Raw genomic sequence first — 17224 nt, forward strand, 5'->3', positions numbered from 1 at the left:
GAAAAACCATAAGGCCTATCAACTCTATTTTTCGGCTTTTACCGCTTCAATGGTATAACTATAAGTTAAGTTATCAGCTTCTATTTGATATTCCTTGTGTGGCATTCTACCCCAACTTGTATCGCCGCCAACACCCATTTGTTTGTAATCGATATTGATGCTTACTAAATCTCGTTTTTCGATATCGGTAGTATGGCGTTGTCTTTTATCTTCTCCAGCATCAAAATCGTCGTTGTACTGGTGGTGGGCACTAAATGACACTAAATCTTCCGCAGTTACTTTAATTCCGTTACCAGATTTGTTTGTAAACGTGATCCATCGTGTATCCGTTTTATAACCGTTTTCTTGTGGACGAATGTATGGGAAATATAAATCGCTTACCGATGCTTTATATAAACCAACCAATGCCGATGTATTTCTATCTTGATAATTTTCGTGAGGTCCTCTACCAAACCAAGCAACGTTACTAAACTCGTTATTAATAACCAAATTATTACCAAATCTAGGCAATACAGGTAACTCTCCATTGATACTAGACATAGTCGTGTTGACTAAAATAGTTCCTTCCGAATTTATCGTGTAAACCATTTGTAAAGCGCCATTAACAGCGGCTAATTTATAATTTGCCGTTACTACGCAGTTACCAGAAGCATCTGTTTCTTGCTTAATATCTACAAAACCTTGATTTTTGGTAGCTTCTTTCCAAACGCCCATTTTTTTAGGCATTTTAAAACCATAATCGTTATCGGTTGTTGGGCGCCAGAAGTTGGCTTGAATACCTTTTAAAATAACGTTACCATTACCGTAATCTAATTCATTTAAAACACCTGTAGCTTTGTTGAAAGCAACCTTAATATCTTTACTAGAAATTAATATTTTTTCAGCATCTTCTCCAACAATTAATTCATCAAAAGATTTATTTATTCCAAAATTAAATTGACCTTTTTGAACTTCGAATTGCTCGTAAGCCACCGTATGTCCGCTTGGTACTAAATCTGTCGCTGTTTTTGTTTTTGCATAAATGTTAACATGATATTCTGCATTAGCATCATCAAACTTTGGTAAATCTATATTTACAGTTTTAGCCGTGTATGGCGCTACATCTAAAACAGGTAATTTTCCATCTGCGATTTCAACACCATTTTTCAATAAAGTATAAGAAAAATCTAAAGTATTTAAATTTGTGAAATCGTAAATGTTTTTAATTCCAAACGTTCCTTTTTTAGCATTTATAGCTTTAAACTTAATATATTGATACACTTTTTTAACTTCAAATAAAGCAGGATGCGCCGTTCTATCTGGGTTAACAATACCGTTTAAACAGAAATTTTTATCATTATGTAAATGTCCTGCACCTAAATCGCCACCGTAAGCCCAAAATGCTTCGCCGTCTTCATTTTCAGTAAGAATACCTTGGTCTACCCAATCCCAAATAAAACCACCTTGCATGATGTCGTATTTTTCAATAACATTCCAATAATCTTGTAAATTACCAACACTATTCCCCATAGCATGTGCGTATTCACATTGAATTAAAGGGCGCGTTGGGTTATTTTCAGCATATTTAACCATACGATCAATTGTCCAATACATTGGCGCTTGAATATCTGTATTAGAATATTGTGTAGCTCCTTCATACTGCGTTGGTCTTGTACTATCTTGCTCTTTTAACCATTTGTAAGTTGCAAAAAAGTTTTCACCATTTCCGGCTTCATTTCCTAAAGACCAAGTTACAATAGATGGGTAGTTTTTATCACGCTCAAACATGCGTACCGTTCTATCCATATGCATGGCTTTCCATTCTGGTAAATATGCAGGGTGAACAGACTGATCTTTTTTATTATTATTTAAACCTTGGTTGGTTGTCCCCATACCGTGCGTTTCAATATTTGCTTCATCAATAACATAAAAACCATATTTATCACATAATCTATAAAAATGTGGGTTTTTCGGGTAGTGACTACAACGAATAGCGTTTAAGTTATTTTGCTTCATAACTTCTAAATCCTTCATGGTTAAAGCTTCAGAAATTACGTGACCTTCAGTTTCGCTATGGTCGTGTAAATTTGCACCTTTTAATAAAATAGGCATACCATTTACAAGAAACTGGTTGTTTTTAATTTCAATGTTTCTAAAACCAACTTTAATGGCAGTAGACTCTCCATTAACAGTTAGCAAAAGCGTGTATAAGTTTGGAGACTCTGCGTTCCATGTTTTTACATTCGGAATTATTTTACCAAAACTCAACTCATTTCTTCCTACTTTTAAAGCTACCGATTTAGAATCGGTATAAATTTCTTTATCTCCATCTAATAATTGAATTTTAACAACCTGCTCTGCTGCTTTAGAAGTATTATTATCAACTTTTAAATCTACTTTAAACACACCATCTTGAAAATTATTTTCTAAACCTGATGTTACTCTAAAATCTCGTAACGTTACTTTATTATTAGCATATAAATACACATCGCGCTCGATACCACTTAATCTCCAAAAATCTTGATCTTCCATATAACTAGCATCCGACCAACGTAAAACTTGTACAGCTAAGCTATTTTTTCTTGACTTCACTAAATCGGTTATTTTAAACTCTACCGGTGTTTTACTGCCTTCATTATAACCTACCATTTCACCGTTTAACCATACATACATCGCACCGCTAACACCTGCAAAATGTAAATAAACATCTTTACCATCCCAATTTTCTGAAACTTCAAAATCTCTTTTATAACTACCATTACTGTTTAAATTATGAGGAATAAATGGAGGATTTGGAGGAAACATATACGTTCTGTTTGTATAAATTGGCACACCATGACCTTTTAATTCCCAATTAGATGGTACAGTAAGCGTATCCCATTGCTTAACATCGAAATTTTCTTTGTAAAATTCGGTTGGACGTGCTTGAACACTATCTGCGTAATAAAATTTCCAAACACCGTTTAAAGATTGATATAACGGAGAATTCTCCCAAGATTCATTCCCTAATGCTTCATTTTCATTAGTATATTTATAGAATGATGCCGTTGGCTCTTCTCTATTAATTTGAAATATTTCTGGATTCTCCCATTCTGGATTTTCCCATTTTTCAGCCATATAAACCGGTCTTGTTTCTGTTTTATCACAGGATACTAATGAAATAACAGCGATGATGAGGATTAAATACTTTTTCATTTTATAATTAAGTTAGTGGTTCTCTTTATTTTGTTGCAATATGTTGATTTACCAGAGCACTTTCTAACGTTTTACCTTGTTTAGTAATGAATGCTTTTATGGTATAATTTGAATTTTGTTTCACTTTTGACAAAGGAATAAAGGCCTGAAATTGCTTGGTTTCTTCAGGTCCTCGTGTACCTTCAATTTTAATATCTTCTACATTTAAATAAGATACATTATTGATAATGATACCAAAAGCGTCATTTTCCTTTAGTTGAAGTTTATTAAGTTTCACCTTTACAAGATAACCGTCTTCTTTAGTTTCAACAACTTGAATAGTAATTTTATCATTGTTTTCTGCTGAAAATGCCGTGGCTATATTTGGATAAAAATTACTTTCACCAGCATCGGTTAACCCTTTTACGGTGTAATAATATTGCTTATCATTTACGATATTGTTATCCAGAAAAACGGTGTCTTTTACAGCCGTCGAAATTTTAGTAAACTCATGCAACTTCTCACCACGATACACATTATAGCTTGTGCCTTCCAAGACTTGATCTTGTCTATGCCATTTCACCTCAATGATATTTGATGATATTTTTACAGCTGAAACATTGCGCGGACTAAACGGTATTCTAGAAGATACAGTAACGTTTTCCTTATCGGAAGCTTCGCCTCTACCTAAACCGTTGTATGCTGTAACTGTGAATTGATAATCTGTTTGGTCCTTTAAACCTTCAATACGGTAACCGAAAACATTATCGGTATCAATCTCTATGTCTTTTCCGTTTTCATCAACATAGTGTATTAAATAACCTTTGGCGTTTGCAACACTTTTCCAAAAAAGGGTAACACTATAATCCCGTCTTGAAACTTTAAAAATTTCAGGTTGTTCCGGTTTATTGAATGTTACTGAAACCACATCTGAGATTGGACTTTCGATAGCTTTATTTAATGCTTGTAGCTTAAAATAATACGGTTTTCCTTTCTCTACTGCTTCAACCAAAATGGCTGTTTTGTTTTTTACAGTAATCGACTTATTTAAATTTAAAGCATCTGTACCATAATAAACTTTATACGCTGTAGCTAAACCAACTTCTCCCCAATTTAACTGGATTCCATTTTTCTCAATACTTGCTTTATAAATAGTTGGTTGCGTAAGTGCACTGGAATTCGTTTTCCATTTACTAACCGAAATACTAAATGGTTTTACAGTTATAAGTCCGTTTTTATATGTAGTTTCCTGAATATCTGGGTTTCTCGTTTTCAAAACATCGGCAGAAATATAGTTCGTTAATAAAGTTTCTTTTAATGGTGTGCCGTTAATATTAACTTGAAACTGATTAGATTCTTCACTTCTATTCGTAATCACTAAATAATTAAAGCCATTATTCCCTTTGTAGGTTTGCACAAACATACCATTTGCTTCTATGCCTTTTAATCCCGGAACTTGTACCATTTTAGAGATATCGGTTTTATATAAGAAATTAGAGTTATTAGTAGCCTCATGATATATTTTTAAAGTTTTACCTTCTATATCACGATGAATACCTGTATTAATGGTATCGGTATCTATTTGCTGATTATTTTTAAAAGCGTCTTCTAACAAATTATTTTTATTTACCGCAGGCAAAAACTTGTTACTAACCTCGTGCGCTGCAACATAAGTGGTGTTGGTGTGTTGCAACTGACGCATAATATATTCCACGTTATAAATACCCGAATAAATACCATTTAACGGACTATTCCATACACCAAATTCGGTGATAATCATGGGTGCACCTTTCCAAGTATAATCTTCTATTTCCGACATTGCCGACGGACTTGTCGCTTCTATTAATTTGGTGTTTGCCCGTTTATAAGCTTGCTCTAACGTTTCTTTTTTTCCGGTATGTGGTGCGTAAGAATGCTTTGAAAACGTATTCCAGTAAGCACCATTGGTTTTTTGAAATTTATTAATCTCTTTCATAAAAGTCCATACACCATCCCAAGTATAATTCAAGGCTAATTTAGCATCTGGCAGCACTTCTTGAATAGCCTCGGCATAAGGCTGCATTTTTGCCGCATAATCATAACCATCATTCCACCAATATCTATTTCTATTTGGCACGTAAAAATAGGGTTCGTTACAAAATTGCCAAGTTTCAACTTTAATATTATTGTTTTTACAAAAGCGTGCCAATTCCATCACCATTTCTGGAGTTTCAGAAAAAGCATTCACCGTAATCACTAGTTTTCCGTTGATTTCACTTAATAAATGATATAAATCGGTAACGCGATGTGGACCTTTAACTTCCGTAAAGCGATGTCCTTTTAAATAAGGTTTTTGGTGATCGAACATGGCAATATAATCCAAATCATACTGTCCTGTTGCACTACTAAAAGCATCGCCCATTGTGCCAGAAAAATAACGTAACCAACCTGGTTTTAGCTCTTTTACTGAAGCTACAAAATCGGGATGTGTATAACTCCAAACTTTATCGGCTATACGCACATTGAAGCCACTTGCACCATTTTTAATAGCATGACCAGTTGTGGTATCTATATTTATAGATTCCGGATTTTGCGCATATATTGAAGCGGTTTGCACAAGGCAAACCGCTAAAACCAATTGTATGATTTTCACTTTTTTAAAAGCCATAAATTAAGATTAATCGCTTATTAAATTTTTAAAATGAAACCTGATCGAAGGTAAACACATCCGATGGTGTTCTTGCTTCTTTTAAAATACGCTCCATATCTTTTACAACCTCTGGATGCTCGCTAGCAACGTTATTTTGCTCACCTTCATCTACAGATAAATCGTATAATTCTATAGGTGCATTCGGGTTTTTAAGTACTTTATATTTTACTGCTTTCCACTTCCCTTTTCTAATCGCTTGGCGACCTCCTCTTTCATGAAATTCCCAATATAAATAATCGTGTTGTTTTTGTTCCGAAGCATTATCTAATAATGTTGGCAAAAATGAAATACCATCTAAATTTGATGGAACTGGAACATCTGCTACTTCAGAAAACGTTGGAAGTACGTCCCAAAATGCAGAAATTAAATCACTTTTACTACCTGGCTTAATTTTTCCTGGCCATTTAATCATCATTGGAACACGAATTCCACCTTCATATAAATCTCTTTTAACACCTTTAAAAGGTCCGTTACTATTAAAATATTTTGGATCGGCTCCACCTTCAGTATGAGGTCCATTATCCGAAGTAAAAACAACAATAGTATTGTCCTCAAGACCTAACTCTTTTACTTTATCCATAATTTCACCAACTTGATTATCCATAATTTCAATCATGGCAACAAAAGCAGCGTGAGATTCTGTTTGAGATTCATAAAAGCCTAATCTATATTCTGGCCCATCATCTGTACCTTCAAACACTTTCTCTGGAGCGTATTTACCTCTATATTTAGCTAAAACAGCTTCTGGAGCTACTAATTCGGCATGAGGAATAATAGTTGGCACATACATAAAGAATGTACTATCCTTATAAGTTTCTAAAAATTCGATGGCTTTTTCTTGAATTAATTCTGGAGCATATTGTTCTTTTTTATGTCCTGCATTACCTGTTAAAACAATAGAATCTTGATTAGACCATAAATGATAAGGATAATAATTATGCCCTAAACGTTGACAATTGTAACCATAAAAAACATCGAAACCTTGTTTGTTTGGATCACCTTCTGATCCTGGATAACCTAAACCCCATTTACCAAAAGCACCTGTAACATACCCCCCTTTTTGAAGCGCTTCTGCCATAGTATACGTATTGTCTGGAATTGGATATTGGCCTTCTGGCATAACTTCTTTATTACCACGAACTGGAGTGTGCCCTGTATGCATACCCGTTAATAAAGCTGAACGTGATGGTGCACAAACTGTATTACCTGCATAATGCTGAGTGAACAACATACCTTCTGCTGCTAATTTATCTATATGCGGTGTATTAAATTTTTGTTGACCAAAACTACTTAAATCACCATAGCCAAGATCGTCAGCCAATATATATATGATATTCGGCTTTTTATTCTCTTTTACAACTTCCGCAGAAATTACATTTTCTTTGGTTTTCGCTTTTCCACACGAAAACGCACTTGCAACTAAAATAGCCGACAGTAAAATTTGAATACCTTTTTTCATTTTTATCAATTTCTTTTCTAAGTTTTAGGATCTATTTCCTTTGAACATTTTAATACATTCAAATATACTTGTAAATTAAAGCTTCGTTTTATTAAAATCCCCCTACAAATGTTGCGATACCTGCAATACATGGTTAAACTAAAGGAGATGCAACATTATCACCCCTATTATTTTACATTATTAGGCCTAGCTCAAGCTAATTAAGGGTAAAAAATGATAAAACTTATGTAAATTGTGATGCTGTCAAGAATATTTTATATACAACATAATTACTCCTTTGATTTTTATGAGCATTTTTAAAACCACCATTACCTACATATGTTTAATTATTACATTTTTCACTTTAAACATTTCTTTCTCTCAATCTAATTCTTTAAACTTTCATGAATTAGATATACACGGTGTACTTTTTAACAAGAAGGTAAACGTGCTTTTTAAAGATAGCTACGGTTATTTATGGATAGGAAGTAATTCTGGCCTTTATAGATATGATGGACACGATTTGGAAGAATATCAATATGATGTTTTTGATGCCAATTCTATTCCTAATAATAATATCAATTCTATTATTGAAGACGCCCATAAGAACCTATGGATAGGAAGCGAAAGTTATCTTATTCATTATAATAGAAAAAAAAACCAGTTTAAAGGTTTTTTGAAGAATATTAGCTCGTTTGTAAAAACAAGTAGTAAAACAGGTGATATTTGGGTAAACATCCAAACGGAAGGCTTACTTAAATTTCAATCTAAGGAAGATATCTCTGAAATTAACTTACCCGAAGTTTTTACTAACACCCCTAGCGATAACATATACAAAACTTCTGCCAAAACCATATCTACTGTACTAATCGATAATTTTGATAGACATTGGATTGCTAACGATAATGGCCTATTTTATATCAACGAAAACAATTTAATTACAGCTACGAACTTCAATGAAAAAATTGTTGATATGAAGTTTTTGGCAGATAATAAAATAATGGTAGTAAGTGCAACCAGCATGTATATTCTAGGCACCAATAAAGCAGACTATAACATAGAGATTCTAGAACAATACCCTAATATTAATATAGAATTATCTTCCACTTGTTTTTTAACGACAGTCTCTATAGATGCTAAAAATAATGCCATTTGGATTGGATCATCAGAAGGGTTAATTAAAGCGAATAGAATAGATAATACTTATCATTTTAATTATTTTTCAAACACTAGCAAAGAGGTTAACTTATTAAACAATCATATTTCATCTACCATATTTGATGATTATGGCAATCTTTGGATTGGTTCATTTAAAGGAATTAATAAATATTTAGGCAGAACTTCTTTATTTGAATACAACAAACTCTCACAAAGCAATAGCATTACTACGAGTTTAAGGAGTTTGAACTTAGCCAATATTTTAGTAGGTACACGAGAAGGTCTTTTTCATTTTAATCAAAAAACCAAAGCCTATGTTAAAATTGAAAACGACATCAAGTTTATACAAACCATTACAAGAAATTACGAAAACACCGAGTTTTTAATTGCTGATAATAGATCCATTTATAAAACCAACAATTATAACTCTAACGATACTAAACTAGATTTAATTAAAATTAAATCTTACAAAGAACTTATTAAAGATATTGTACCTATAAATAAAAATGAACTTTGGGTAGCATTATGGAACGGTGGTATTGACATTATTAATAGCAATAAGGCCATTTCTGAATTTAAACAAAATGTAATTAAAAAACTAGAAAATCACCATACCTCTACCCTCTTACTCGCGAAAAACAATAAATTATGGATTGGTACACGTGGAGAAGGTTTATACTGTGTAGATCTGTTAAATGAAACTATAAAGCACTATTTGCCTACCCTAGAAAATGGTTTAACATCCAATGCTATTTTAAGTTTACATGAAGATAATTTAAATAATATTTGGGTAGGAACACGTGGTGGTGGATTAAATATGTATGAAGCATCTCTTGACAAGTTCAATAATTTTAAAGAGAATAACGCCTATAGACCAAAAATAGTTTCGGCTATTGAAGAGGATTACAATGGTAATATTTGGATGAGTACCAGAAATGGCATCACAAAGTTTAATATTAAAACACAACGTTTTATACCTTTTGGTGTGGAAGATGGTATTAACGAAAACCAATTCCTTTTTAACTCCAGTACGGTTAATACTCAAAAGAAGATTATATATTTTGGATGTACCGACGGTTTTTATAGTGTTTTTACAACAAAATTAACACCGCAAACTATATTGCCAACTACGGTAATTACAAGTTTCGCTATTCTTGGTAAAACACAAGAAAACAAAGCTATGAATAGCTTTAAAAACATCAATGAATTTTACACATACTCTGGTGCACCAATAGAATTACCGTACAATCAAAATAACATTGCTGTAAATTTTTCTTCGTTAGACTTAACCACACCTAATAAAAACCAATACGCCTATAAATTAAAAGGACTCAACAACTATTGGGTTTATACAAGTGCTTCTAACCGAAATGCAAATTATAACGATCTCTCGCCTGGCACTTACACCTTTATGGTTAAAAGTACCAACAGTGATGGCGCCTGGAATGATACACCTGCCGAGGTTTCCTTTATTATCAATCCACCAATATGGAAAAGTATTTGGGCTATTATAGCCTATGTTCTTTTAGGTATATTAATTATTTACATAGGTTCTATTTTAATTAGACGTTGGTATTTACTAAAGAAAAACCTTGTAAAAGAAACCATTTCTAGAGAAAAAGACAATGAACTTAACAGAATGAAAATGATATTTTTTACCGATATCTCTCATGAGTTACGCACACCTCTATCCTTAATATTAGGTACTATTGAAAAAGTGGTTAAAGAGAAAAAATTCACATTAAGTCCTTTAACGAGTCAGCGTATTTACAACAATACTCTTAGAATGCACCGCCTAATAAACCAGATTATGGATATTAGAAAGTTTGACGAAGGAAAATTTAAACTCAAGGTCTCTAAAAATGATATTGTTAAAGATATTAATACCATAAAAAACGCCTTTAACGACTTTGCTAAAATTTATGAAATCGATTATGATTTTACGTCTAATACAAAGAAAACATCCGGTTGGTACGATGTAGATTTATTGGAGAAAATTCTATTTAATCTTGTTTCCAATGCCTTTAAATACACCGCTAAAAACGGAAAAATAACAGTAAATCTAGATGTTATAAAACCAAATAAAAACGAGAGTGAGCCTCACCCATTCAATGGTAAATATATAAGATGTAGCGTTCGAGATAACGGTTTAGGAATTCCTAAAAAAGATTTAGAATTTATCTTCGATCGCTATTACCAAGCAACAAAATCACAACGTAATCAAATACCAGGAACCGGAATTGGCATGGAACTCGTGCATAAACTTATCGAGCGTCATCATGGTACAATTAAGGTAGAAAGCGAAGAGAATGTTTACACAGAGTTCACTTTTTGTATTCCTATTTCAAAAGATAAATACAGCAAAAAAGAGCGCATGCAAACTAGTATGCCTCTAAAACGAAATTTCATAAAAAACTCGGAATTCCAAGTCATTGAAGAAGTTTCTACCGAGTTTAATAATAAAAAAAACATAGAACAAAAAACTAAAAAATCTAAGGTGCTTGTTGTTGAAGATAATGATGATTTAAGGCAAATGGTAAAAGAAGAGTTAAGCGATGATTTTGATATTATTGAAGCTCCAAATGGCCAAGAAGGTTACGCACAAGCTATGGCAGAAAAACCAGACCTTATTATAAGCGATATTTTAATGCCTATTCAAGATGGTCTTTCTATGTTAAAACAGATAAAAAAGAATGCTGAATTTAACAATACGCCTATTTTTATGCTTACTGCTAAAAATTCTGACGAGTCTAAAATTGAATGCTTAAGTCTTGGAGCAAACGACTATATAGAAAAGCCTTTTAGTTTAGAATTTCTTAAATGGAAAGTAAAAAACACATTTAAAACGAGACATAATCTGAAGGAAAAATATAGCAAACTTATAACCACAGCGCCTGTTGATAAACACGTAGACTCTAACGACGAAAAATTCATTAAAAAGCTTATCAAAATTATTGAAGATAATATGAACAATAATTTATTAAGCGTAGAATTTTTAGCTTCTGAAATTGGAATGAGCAGAGCAAACTTATATCGAAAAGTACAGCAAATACTGAATGATACTCCTGTAAATTTCATTAAAACCATAAAACTAAAACGAGCTGCTCAGTTACTAAAACAAGATAAAATGTATATCTCTGAAGTTGCTTACATGACGGGATTTAACAACCAGAAATACTTTAGTAAATGCTTTAATAAAGAATACGGCATGAGTCCTACAGAGTATATTAAACAGAATACCGAATAAAATTATCTTTTATAAATTATAAGAAGTTTTTAAATCTCGGTTATACCATATAACTGAGATTTTTTTTGCACCTATTTTGTTAATTTTCAGATACATTCAATTAACATATTTCTCTATTTTTTAGCCGTTTTTCAGAAAAATTATATTTTAATCAGACTAATTTTTACATTATCTCATTATTGAAACAAATCCCCCCCTTTTAATTGATTTTATAGGTAACTAGCTTTAACTTCGTTGCTTCTTAACGGACTCTCTAATTTTTTAAATTTAGCATAGCGAAACCAATGGATCATTATTTAGACCCTTTCTTTGAACTATCGATGGACTGTCTCTGTATTGCAAATTTTGAAGGCTATTTTGTTAAAATCAATCCTGCTTTTGTAGAACTTTTAGGATTTTCTGAAATAGAATTACGTTCAAAATTAATTTCAGATTTTATTTATGATGAAGACAAAAAGCGTACAGCCTCTTACAGGTCTAATTTAAAACAAAACAAACCGTTAATAAATTTTGAAAATAGATATGTAACCAAATCTGGCGCAATTATCTGGCTGCATTGGACAGCAATTCCTGTTGAAAAAGATAAGCTAGTTTATGCCATTGCAAAAGATATTACACACAAAAAAGAACTAGAGAACGAACGCATATCGCACTTAAGTAAGCTTAGTGAAGTAAACGAAAAACTTAAGCAACTTAATTACACAACGTCTCACGACCTGAGATCTCCCGTAAATAATTTAATCTCTTTAGTAGATTTAATTGATTTAAGTAAAGTTGAAGATCCCGAAACCTTAAAAATGTTAAACTACATAAAGGTCTCTGCAGAAGGTCTAAACGATTCTCTAAACACTTACGTAGAAGCGTTTAAACAAAAAAATATCTCAAACGAAACCCTAGACCTTGTTAACTTTAATGCCATTTTCAACAAAGTCAGTCATTCCATAAGTACGCTAATCCAAAAGTCTGGAGCGCAATTCGAAATAGATTTTTCGGTTTTAGAAAACGTTCCTTTTAATCCGGCATATATGGAAAGTATTTTTCTTAATTTTATTACAAACTCTATTAAATACGCACGACCAGAAGTTCCGCTTATCATTTCGATAACATCTAATAACTTATACGGTAAACCCACTTTTAAATATTCTGATAATGGTCTCGGGTTTGATATGGAAAAAGTAGGACATCTAATATTTAAATTAAATCAACGTTTTCACGGAAATGAAGATAGCAAAGGTGTGGGTTTATACTTAGTTTACAACCATGTAACCTCACTTGGCGGAAGCATTCATGTAGATAGCAAGATCAATCATGGCACAACATTCACCATCAGTTTTAATAGCTAGTTCTTCCTATACACATCATTTTGACTACGCTATTATCATTATAAAATCTCAATCTACTACATAGAAAAAGCCCTTGAAATATTCAGAATTTCGAGATCCACTTATTGACTCTAGAATTATTTTGTTTAACTTTTTAAAGAAAACATTAAACATTATTGTATCTTTATAAAATATTTAAAGCAGTTAATTTTTATAAATCATAAAAAAGCACACCAAATGTTTGGACTATTTAAAACAAAATCAGAGAAAGAAATGTTACAAAAACAATATGAAAAACTGATGAATGAAGCACATGCCTTATCTACATCAAATAGAAGAATGAGTGATCAAAAAGTTTTTGAAGCAGAAGAAGTCATGAAAAAACTAGAAAAGTTGAATTAATACATGAGTGAAGAAAAAAAGCCAGATCAGGTCGTTTACAATACAGAAACCAAAAGGTATGATGCTTCTATTAAGCCGTATGCTACTTCTGTTGGTGCACCTGTAATTACTCCAACCGATAGTATTGCTTGGAAAAACAGAAGCATCACAAAAATCAATCATAAGGTTGAGGCTAAATATCTGGAGCTAAAAGCAGAATATGAAAAAATGATTCAAGAATTTGAATACAATAAACTCATATTCGATGCTAAGTTTACTTTTGAACCCGTTATAGGCGAAGTATATCATTTATACAAAAGAGAAAATGGAGAATCTTTTCTATCCATAATAGCACCAGAACATTGCAATTTTAATCCTCTAGGAAGCTTTTATTTAAATGCAGACCAAACTTGGGAAAAAATATAATTTCACGATGACAGAAACAAAACCATTAACAGAAAGAGAACTAGACCGTATTATTGAAATGGCTTGGGAAGATCGTACACCCTTTGAAGCTATTCTATTTCAATTTGGATTACCCGAAAAAGAAGTTATTAAAGTTATGCGTGGTAACCTTAAAGAGTCTAGCTTTAAACGTTGGCGTAAACGTGTAAATAGCGGCGTGAGTAAAAAGCATTTAAAAAAACGAAATCCAGATATTACTCGCTTTAAATGCTCTAGACAAAAAGCAATTTCTAGTAATAAAATAAGTAAACGCTAATTAAATTAATTCACTCACAAATAATAAAAAACACAAACAACCTCTTGAAAAGGCAATCGATAAATATTGTTTGGTTAAAGCGAGATATTCGCTCGCAAGATCATGAGCCTTTACAAAAAGCAGAACAATCAGGTATTCCGTACCTTATTATCTATCTATTTGAACCTACTATAATAGAATATCCCGATACAAGCCCGAGACATTTAAAATTCATTTACCACTCTATTTCGGCGTTAAACACAACATTAGAAACTTATAAAAGATGTGTTGAAGTCTTTTACGGAGAAGCTATTACTGTTTTTCAATATTTGAATAACATATTCAACATCAAATCTGTATTTAGTTATCAAGAAAGCGGAATTCTGATAACTTGGCAACGCGATAAAGAAATAGCCAACTTTTGTAAAGAGAATACTATTTTATGGAAACAATTGCAACGAGATGGTATTATTAGAGGTCTTAAAAACAGAGATACATGGAACAAGCAATGGCATCAAACCATGCATACGCCAATTATAAAAAACAACTATTCCATTTCTGAAATCGAGCCTCTTAATCATAAATTTTGTATACCCGAAAAATTAGAAAATCAATTAAAAGCATATCCTAAACATTACCAACCTGCAGGTGAAGTAAATGCTTGGCGCTACTTAAAATCGTTTGCAGCAAAAAGAGGTTTTAATTACCAAAAACACATATCTAAGCCTACAGAAAGTAGAATGTCTTGCAGCAGACTTTCGCCCTATTTAGCCTGGGGAAATATAAGCATAAAGCAAGCTTTTCAATTTATAGGCACACACCCAAACGGTACAAAAAACAGTAAAGCATTTTCAGCAATGTTAACCCGTTTACATTGGCATTGCCATTTTATTCAAAAGTTTGAAGTAGAATGCCGTTATGAAACACAATGCATAAACAAAGGCTACGAGCTTTTAACTCACAATAAAAACGAAGCTTTCATAAAAGCATGGAAAACAGGCCACACCGGCTACCCTATAATCGATGCTTGCATGCGAGCTGTAGAACAAACTGGCTGGATTAACTTTAGAATGCGTGCTATGGTTGTCTCTTTTTTAACACTCAATTTAGACCAAGATTGGAGAGACGGTACTTACCATTTAGCACGGCAGTTTTTAGATTACGAGCCAGGAATTCACTTTCCTCAATTTCAAATGCAAGCAGGCACCACAGGTATTAATACCGTGCGTTTATATAACCCCGTAAAAAACTCACAAGAACATGACCCGGAAGGTGTTTTTATAAAAAAATGGATTCCAGAACTAAGAGCTGTTCCAACGTTACACATTCATGAACCTTGGAAAATGACAGCTATGGAACAAACGTTTTGCAACGTTATTATGGGTGAAACCTATCCAATCCCCATAATAGATTTACAAGAAAGTGCTAGAATTGCTAGAGACAAAATTTGGGGACATAAAAAACACCCTGCTGTGTTACAAGAAAAGAACAGACTTTTACAAACTCACGTCAATAGAAACTAATGAAAAAGGAAAATCTGCCAGAGAAAATATGTGTGGTTTGCGACAGACCATTTACATGGCGTAAAAAATGGGAGAAAAATTGGAACGACGTTAAATATTGCAGCACACGCTGCAGAAAGAATAAATGAAAAGCATCAACTTAATATTTCCACATCAATTGTTTCATGAATCACCAATTTTTGAAACCACTGCTCCTATCTATATAATTGAAGAATATTTGTTTTTTAAGCAATACCCATTTCATAAACAAAAAATAGCGTTTCATAGAGCTTCAATGAAGTGCTACGCTGATTTTCTTCGGAGCGAAAAAAACCTTGAAGTAAATTATATTGAAGCGATTAGCGATTTATCGGATATTAGAAAGTTAATCGTCCAGTTAAGTGAACAAGAAGTAAAACACATTAACTACGTAGATCCAACAGATAATTGGCTTCAAAAAAGAATAGAAAAAACAAGTGAAGAACAAGGCATTTCAACAAACGTTTATACTTCGCCTTTATTCTTAAACACGAAAGATGAACTGGTTAATTTCTTCCGAAAGGATAAAAAGAAATACCAACAATCTACATTTTATACCGAGCAGCGTAAAAAAAGAAAGATTTTAGTCGATTCTGAAAATAAACCATTGGGAGGCAAATGGAGTTTTGATGCTGAAAACAGAAAAAAATATCCTGCTAAAAAAACACCACCATCGGTTCAGTTTCCTGATAGCGATGCTTATTATTTAGAGGCAAAAGCATACGTAGAAAAGCATTTTTCGAATCATTTAGGGAAGCTTACAGAGCAGGCCTTATACCCTACTAATTTTGAAAGCACAAACAATTGGTTGCAGCAGTTTTTTGAAAAACGTTTTATGGAATTTGGAACTTATGAAGATGCTATAGTTGCAGAAAACTCGATACTAAACCATAGTGTATTAACGCCTATGCTAAACGTAGGTTTAATAACTCCTCAGCAAATAATTGATGCTTGCTTATTATATGCTGAAGAGAACAATGTACCTATTAATTCTACCGAAGGTTTTATTAGGCAAATTACAGGTTGGCGCGAATTTATAAGAGGCGTTTATGAAGCTAGAGGTGGTGAAGAACGCACCACTAATTTTTGGGGATTTAAAAAGAAAATTCCTAAATCGTTTTACGATGGCACCACGGGCATAGCACCCATAGATAAAACCATAAAAAAAGTATTACAAACTGGGTATTGCCACCATATAGAGCGTTTAATGGTTTTAGGGAACTTTATGATGCTTTGTGAGTTCGATCCAGATGAAGTATATAAATGGTTTATGGAACTCTTTATTGATGCTTACGATTGGGTTATGGTAACCAATGTATACGGAATGAGTCAGTTTGCCGATGGCGGATTAATGGCTACAAAGCCTTATATAAGTGGTAGCAATTATTTAATGAAAATGAGTAATTATAAAAAAGGAGATTGGCAAAACACTTGGGATGGTCTTTTTTGGCGCTTTATGCATACACACCGCGACTTCTTTTTATCGAACCCTAGATTAGGCATGTTGGTAAAAATGTTTGATAAAATGCCTTCTGAAAAGCAAGAGCAACATCTTAAACATGCAGAACAGTATTTATTATCCTTAAAAATCTAAT

Annotated in this window: 11 protein-coding genes; 8 read left to right on the top strand and 3 right to left on the bottom strand. The window is 32.7% G+C overall.

Annotated features, from left to right (window positions below; all coding sequences use genetic code 11):
- Positions 1 to 24 precede the first annotated feature (24 nt).
- From BM246_RS00415 to BM246_RS00425, 3 genes are read right to left on the bottom strand one after another with little or no spacing between them, the layout of a single operon-like run.
- Positions 25 to 3174 carry a beta-galactosidase, LacZ type gene (locus BM246_RS00415; RefSeq protein ID WP_074935348.1) on the bottom strand — a complete coding sequence of 1050 codons (3150 nt, stop codon included), beginning with the start codon at positions 3172 to 3174 and terminating at the stop codon, positions 25 to 27.
- Between the two features lie 25 nt (positions 3175 to 3199).
- On the bottom strand, positions 3200 to 5800 hold the full coding sequence (locus BM246_RS00420) for a fibronectin type III domain-containing protein (protein WP_074935349.1): 2601 nt from the start codon (positions 5798 to 5800) through the stop codon (positions 3200 to 3202).
- 28 nt (positions 5801 to 5828) lie between these two features.
- A complete protein-coding gene (locus BM246_RS00425; RefSeq protein ID WP_042505466.1) occupies positions 5829 to 7301 on the bottom strand; it encodes an arylsulfatase in 1473 nt (490 codons plus the stop codon).
- Positions 7302 to 7587: 286 nt separating this feature from the next.
- Between BM246_RS00425 and BM246_RS00430 the strand changes: the two genes are divergently transcribed.
- The 8 genes from BM246_RS00430 to BM246_RS00460 all read left to right on the top strand — a co-directional run bounded on the left by BM246_RS00430 (position 7588) and on the right by BM246_RS00460 (position 17223).
- Positions 7588 to 11685 (top strand): hybrid sensor histidine kinase/response regulator transcription factor, encoded by a 4098-nt coding sequence (locus BM246_RS00430; protein ID WP_074935350.1) that lies wholly within the window; start codon positions 7588 to 7590, stop codon positions 11683 to 11685.
- Positions 11686 to 11969: 284 nt separating this feature from the next.
- Positions 11970 to 13028 carry a PAS domain-containing sensor histidine kinase gene (locus tag BM246_RS00435; protein WP_074935351.1) on the top strand — a complete coding sequence of 353 codons (1059 nt, stop codon included), beginning with the start codon at positions 11970 to 11972 and terminating at the stop codon, positions 13026 to 13028.
- Between the two features lie 216 nt (positions 13029 to 13244).
- Positions 13245 to 13409 carry a Lacal_2735 family protein gene (locus BM246_RS19805; protein ID WP_042498574.1) on the top strand — a complete coding sequence of 55 codons (165 nt, stop codon included), beginning with the start codon at positions 13245 to 13247 and terminating at the stop codon, positions 13407 to 13409.
- A 3-nt stretch (positions 13410 to 13412) separates the two neighbouring features.
- Positions 13413 to 13814, top strand: coding sequence for a DUF2452 domain-containing protein (locus tag BM246_RS00440; protein ID WP_042498573.1), 402 nt, complete (start codon positions 13413 to 13415; stop codon positions 13812 to 13814).
- 7 nt (positions 13815 to 13821) lie between these two features.
- A complete protein-coding gene (locus BM246_RS00445; RefSeq protein ID WP_042498569.1) occupies positions 13822 to 14109 on the top strand; it encodes a TIGR03643 family protein in 288 nt (95 codons plus the stop codon).
- 44 nt (positions 14110 to 14153) lie between these two features.
- Complete coding sequence (locus tag BM246_RS00450; RefSeq protein ID WP_074935352.1) at positions 14154 to 15611, top strand: cryptochrome/deoxyribodipyrimidine photo-lyase family protein; 1458 nt, start codon at positions 14154 to 14156, stop codon at positions 15609 to 15611.
- Positions 15611 to 15739 carry a DUF2256 domain-containing protein gene (locus BM246_RS00455; RefSeq protein ID WP_074935353.1) on the top strand — a complete coding sequence of 43 codons (129 nt, stop codon included), beginning with the start codon at positions 15611 to 15613 and terminating at the stop codon, positions 15737 to 15739. Before BM246_RS00450 ends, BM246_RS00455 begins: the two co-directional genes overlap by 1 nt.
- Positions 15736 to 17223, top strand: a complete 1488-nt coding sequence (locus BM246_RS00460) for a cryptochrome/photolyase family protein (protein WP_074935354.1) — start codon at positions 15736 to 15738, stop codon at positions 17221 to 17223. The genes BM246_RS00455 and BM246_RS00460 overlap by 4 nt, the downstream gene beginning before the upstream one ends.
- Position 17224 lies beyond the last annotated feature (1 nt).

The sequence above is a fragment of the Algibacter lectus genome (assembly GCF_900112395.1).
GTDB classification, from domain to species: domain Bacteria; phylum Bacteroidota; class Bacteroidia; order Flavobacteriales; family Flavobacteriaceae; genus Algibacter; species Algibacter lectus.

What these genes read in the sequence shown, in the direction of transcription:
- BM246_RS00415 (WP_074935348.1), bottom strand. Translation starts at nt 3,174, where the DNA reads ATGAAAAAGTATTTAATCCTCATCATCGCTGTTATTTCATTAGTATCC.
- BM246_RS00425 (WP_042505466.1), bottom strand. Translation starts at nt 7,301, where the DNA reads ATGAAAAAAGGTATTCAAATTTTACTGTCGGCTATTTTAGTTGCAAGT.
- BM246_RS00455 (WP_074935353.1), top strand. Translation starts at nt 15,611, where the DNA reads ATGAAAAAGGAAAATCTGCCAGAGAAAATATGTGTGGTTTGCGACAGA.
- BM246_RS00430 (WP_074935350.1), top strand. Translation starts at nt 7,588, where the DNA reads ATGAGCATTTTTAAAACCACCATTACCTACATATGTTTAATTATTACA.
- BM246_RS00440 (WP_042498573.1), top strand. Translation starts at nt 13,413, where the DNA reads ATGAGTGAAGAAAAAAAGCCAGATCAGGTCGTTTACAATACAGAAACC.
- BM246_RS00435 (WP_074935351.1), top strand. Translation starts at nt 11,970, where the DNA reads ATGGATCATTATTTAGACCCTTTCTTTGAACTATCGATGGACTGTCTC.
- BM246_RS00460 (WP_074935354.1), top strand. Translation starts at nt 15,736, where the DNA reads ATGAAAAGCATCAACTTAATATTTCCACATCAATTGTTTCATGAATCA.
- BM246_RS19805 (WP_042498574.1), top strand. Translation starts at nt 13,245, where the DNA reads ATGTTTGGACTATTTAAAACAAAATCAGAGAAAGAAATGTTACAAAAA.
- BM246_RS00420 (WP_074935349.1), bottom strand. Translation starts at nt 5,800, where the DNA reads ATGGCTTTTAAAAAAGTGAAAATCATACAATTGGTTTTAGCGGTTTGC.
- BM246_RS00445 (WP_042498569.1), top strand. Translation starts at nt 13,822, where the DNA reads ATGACAGAAACAAAACCATTAACAGAAAGAGAACTAGACCGTATTATT.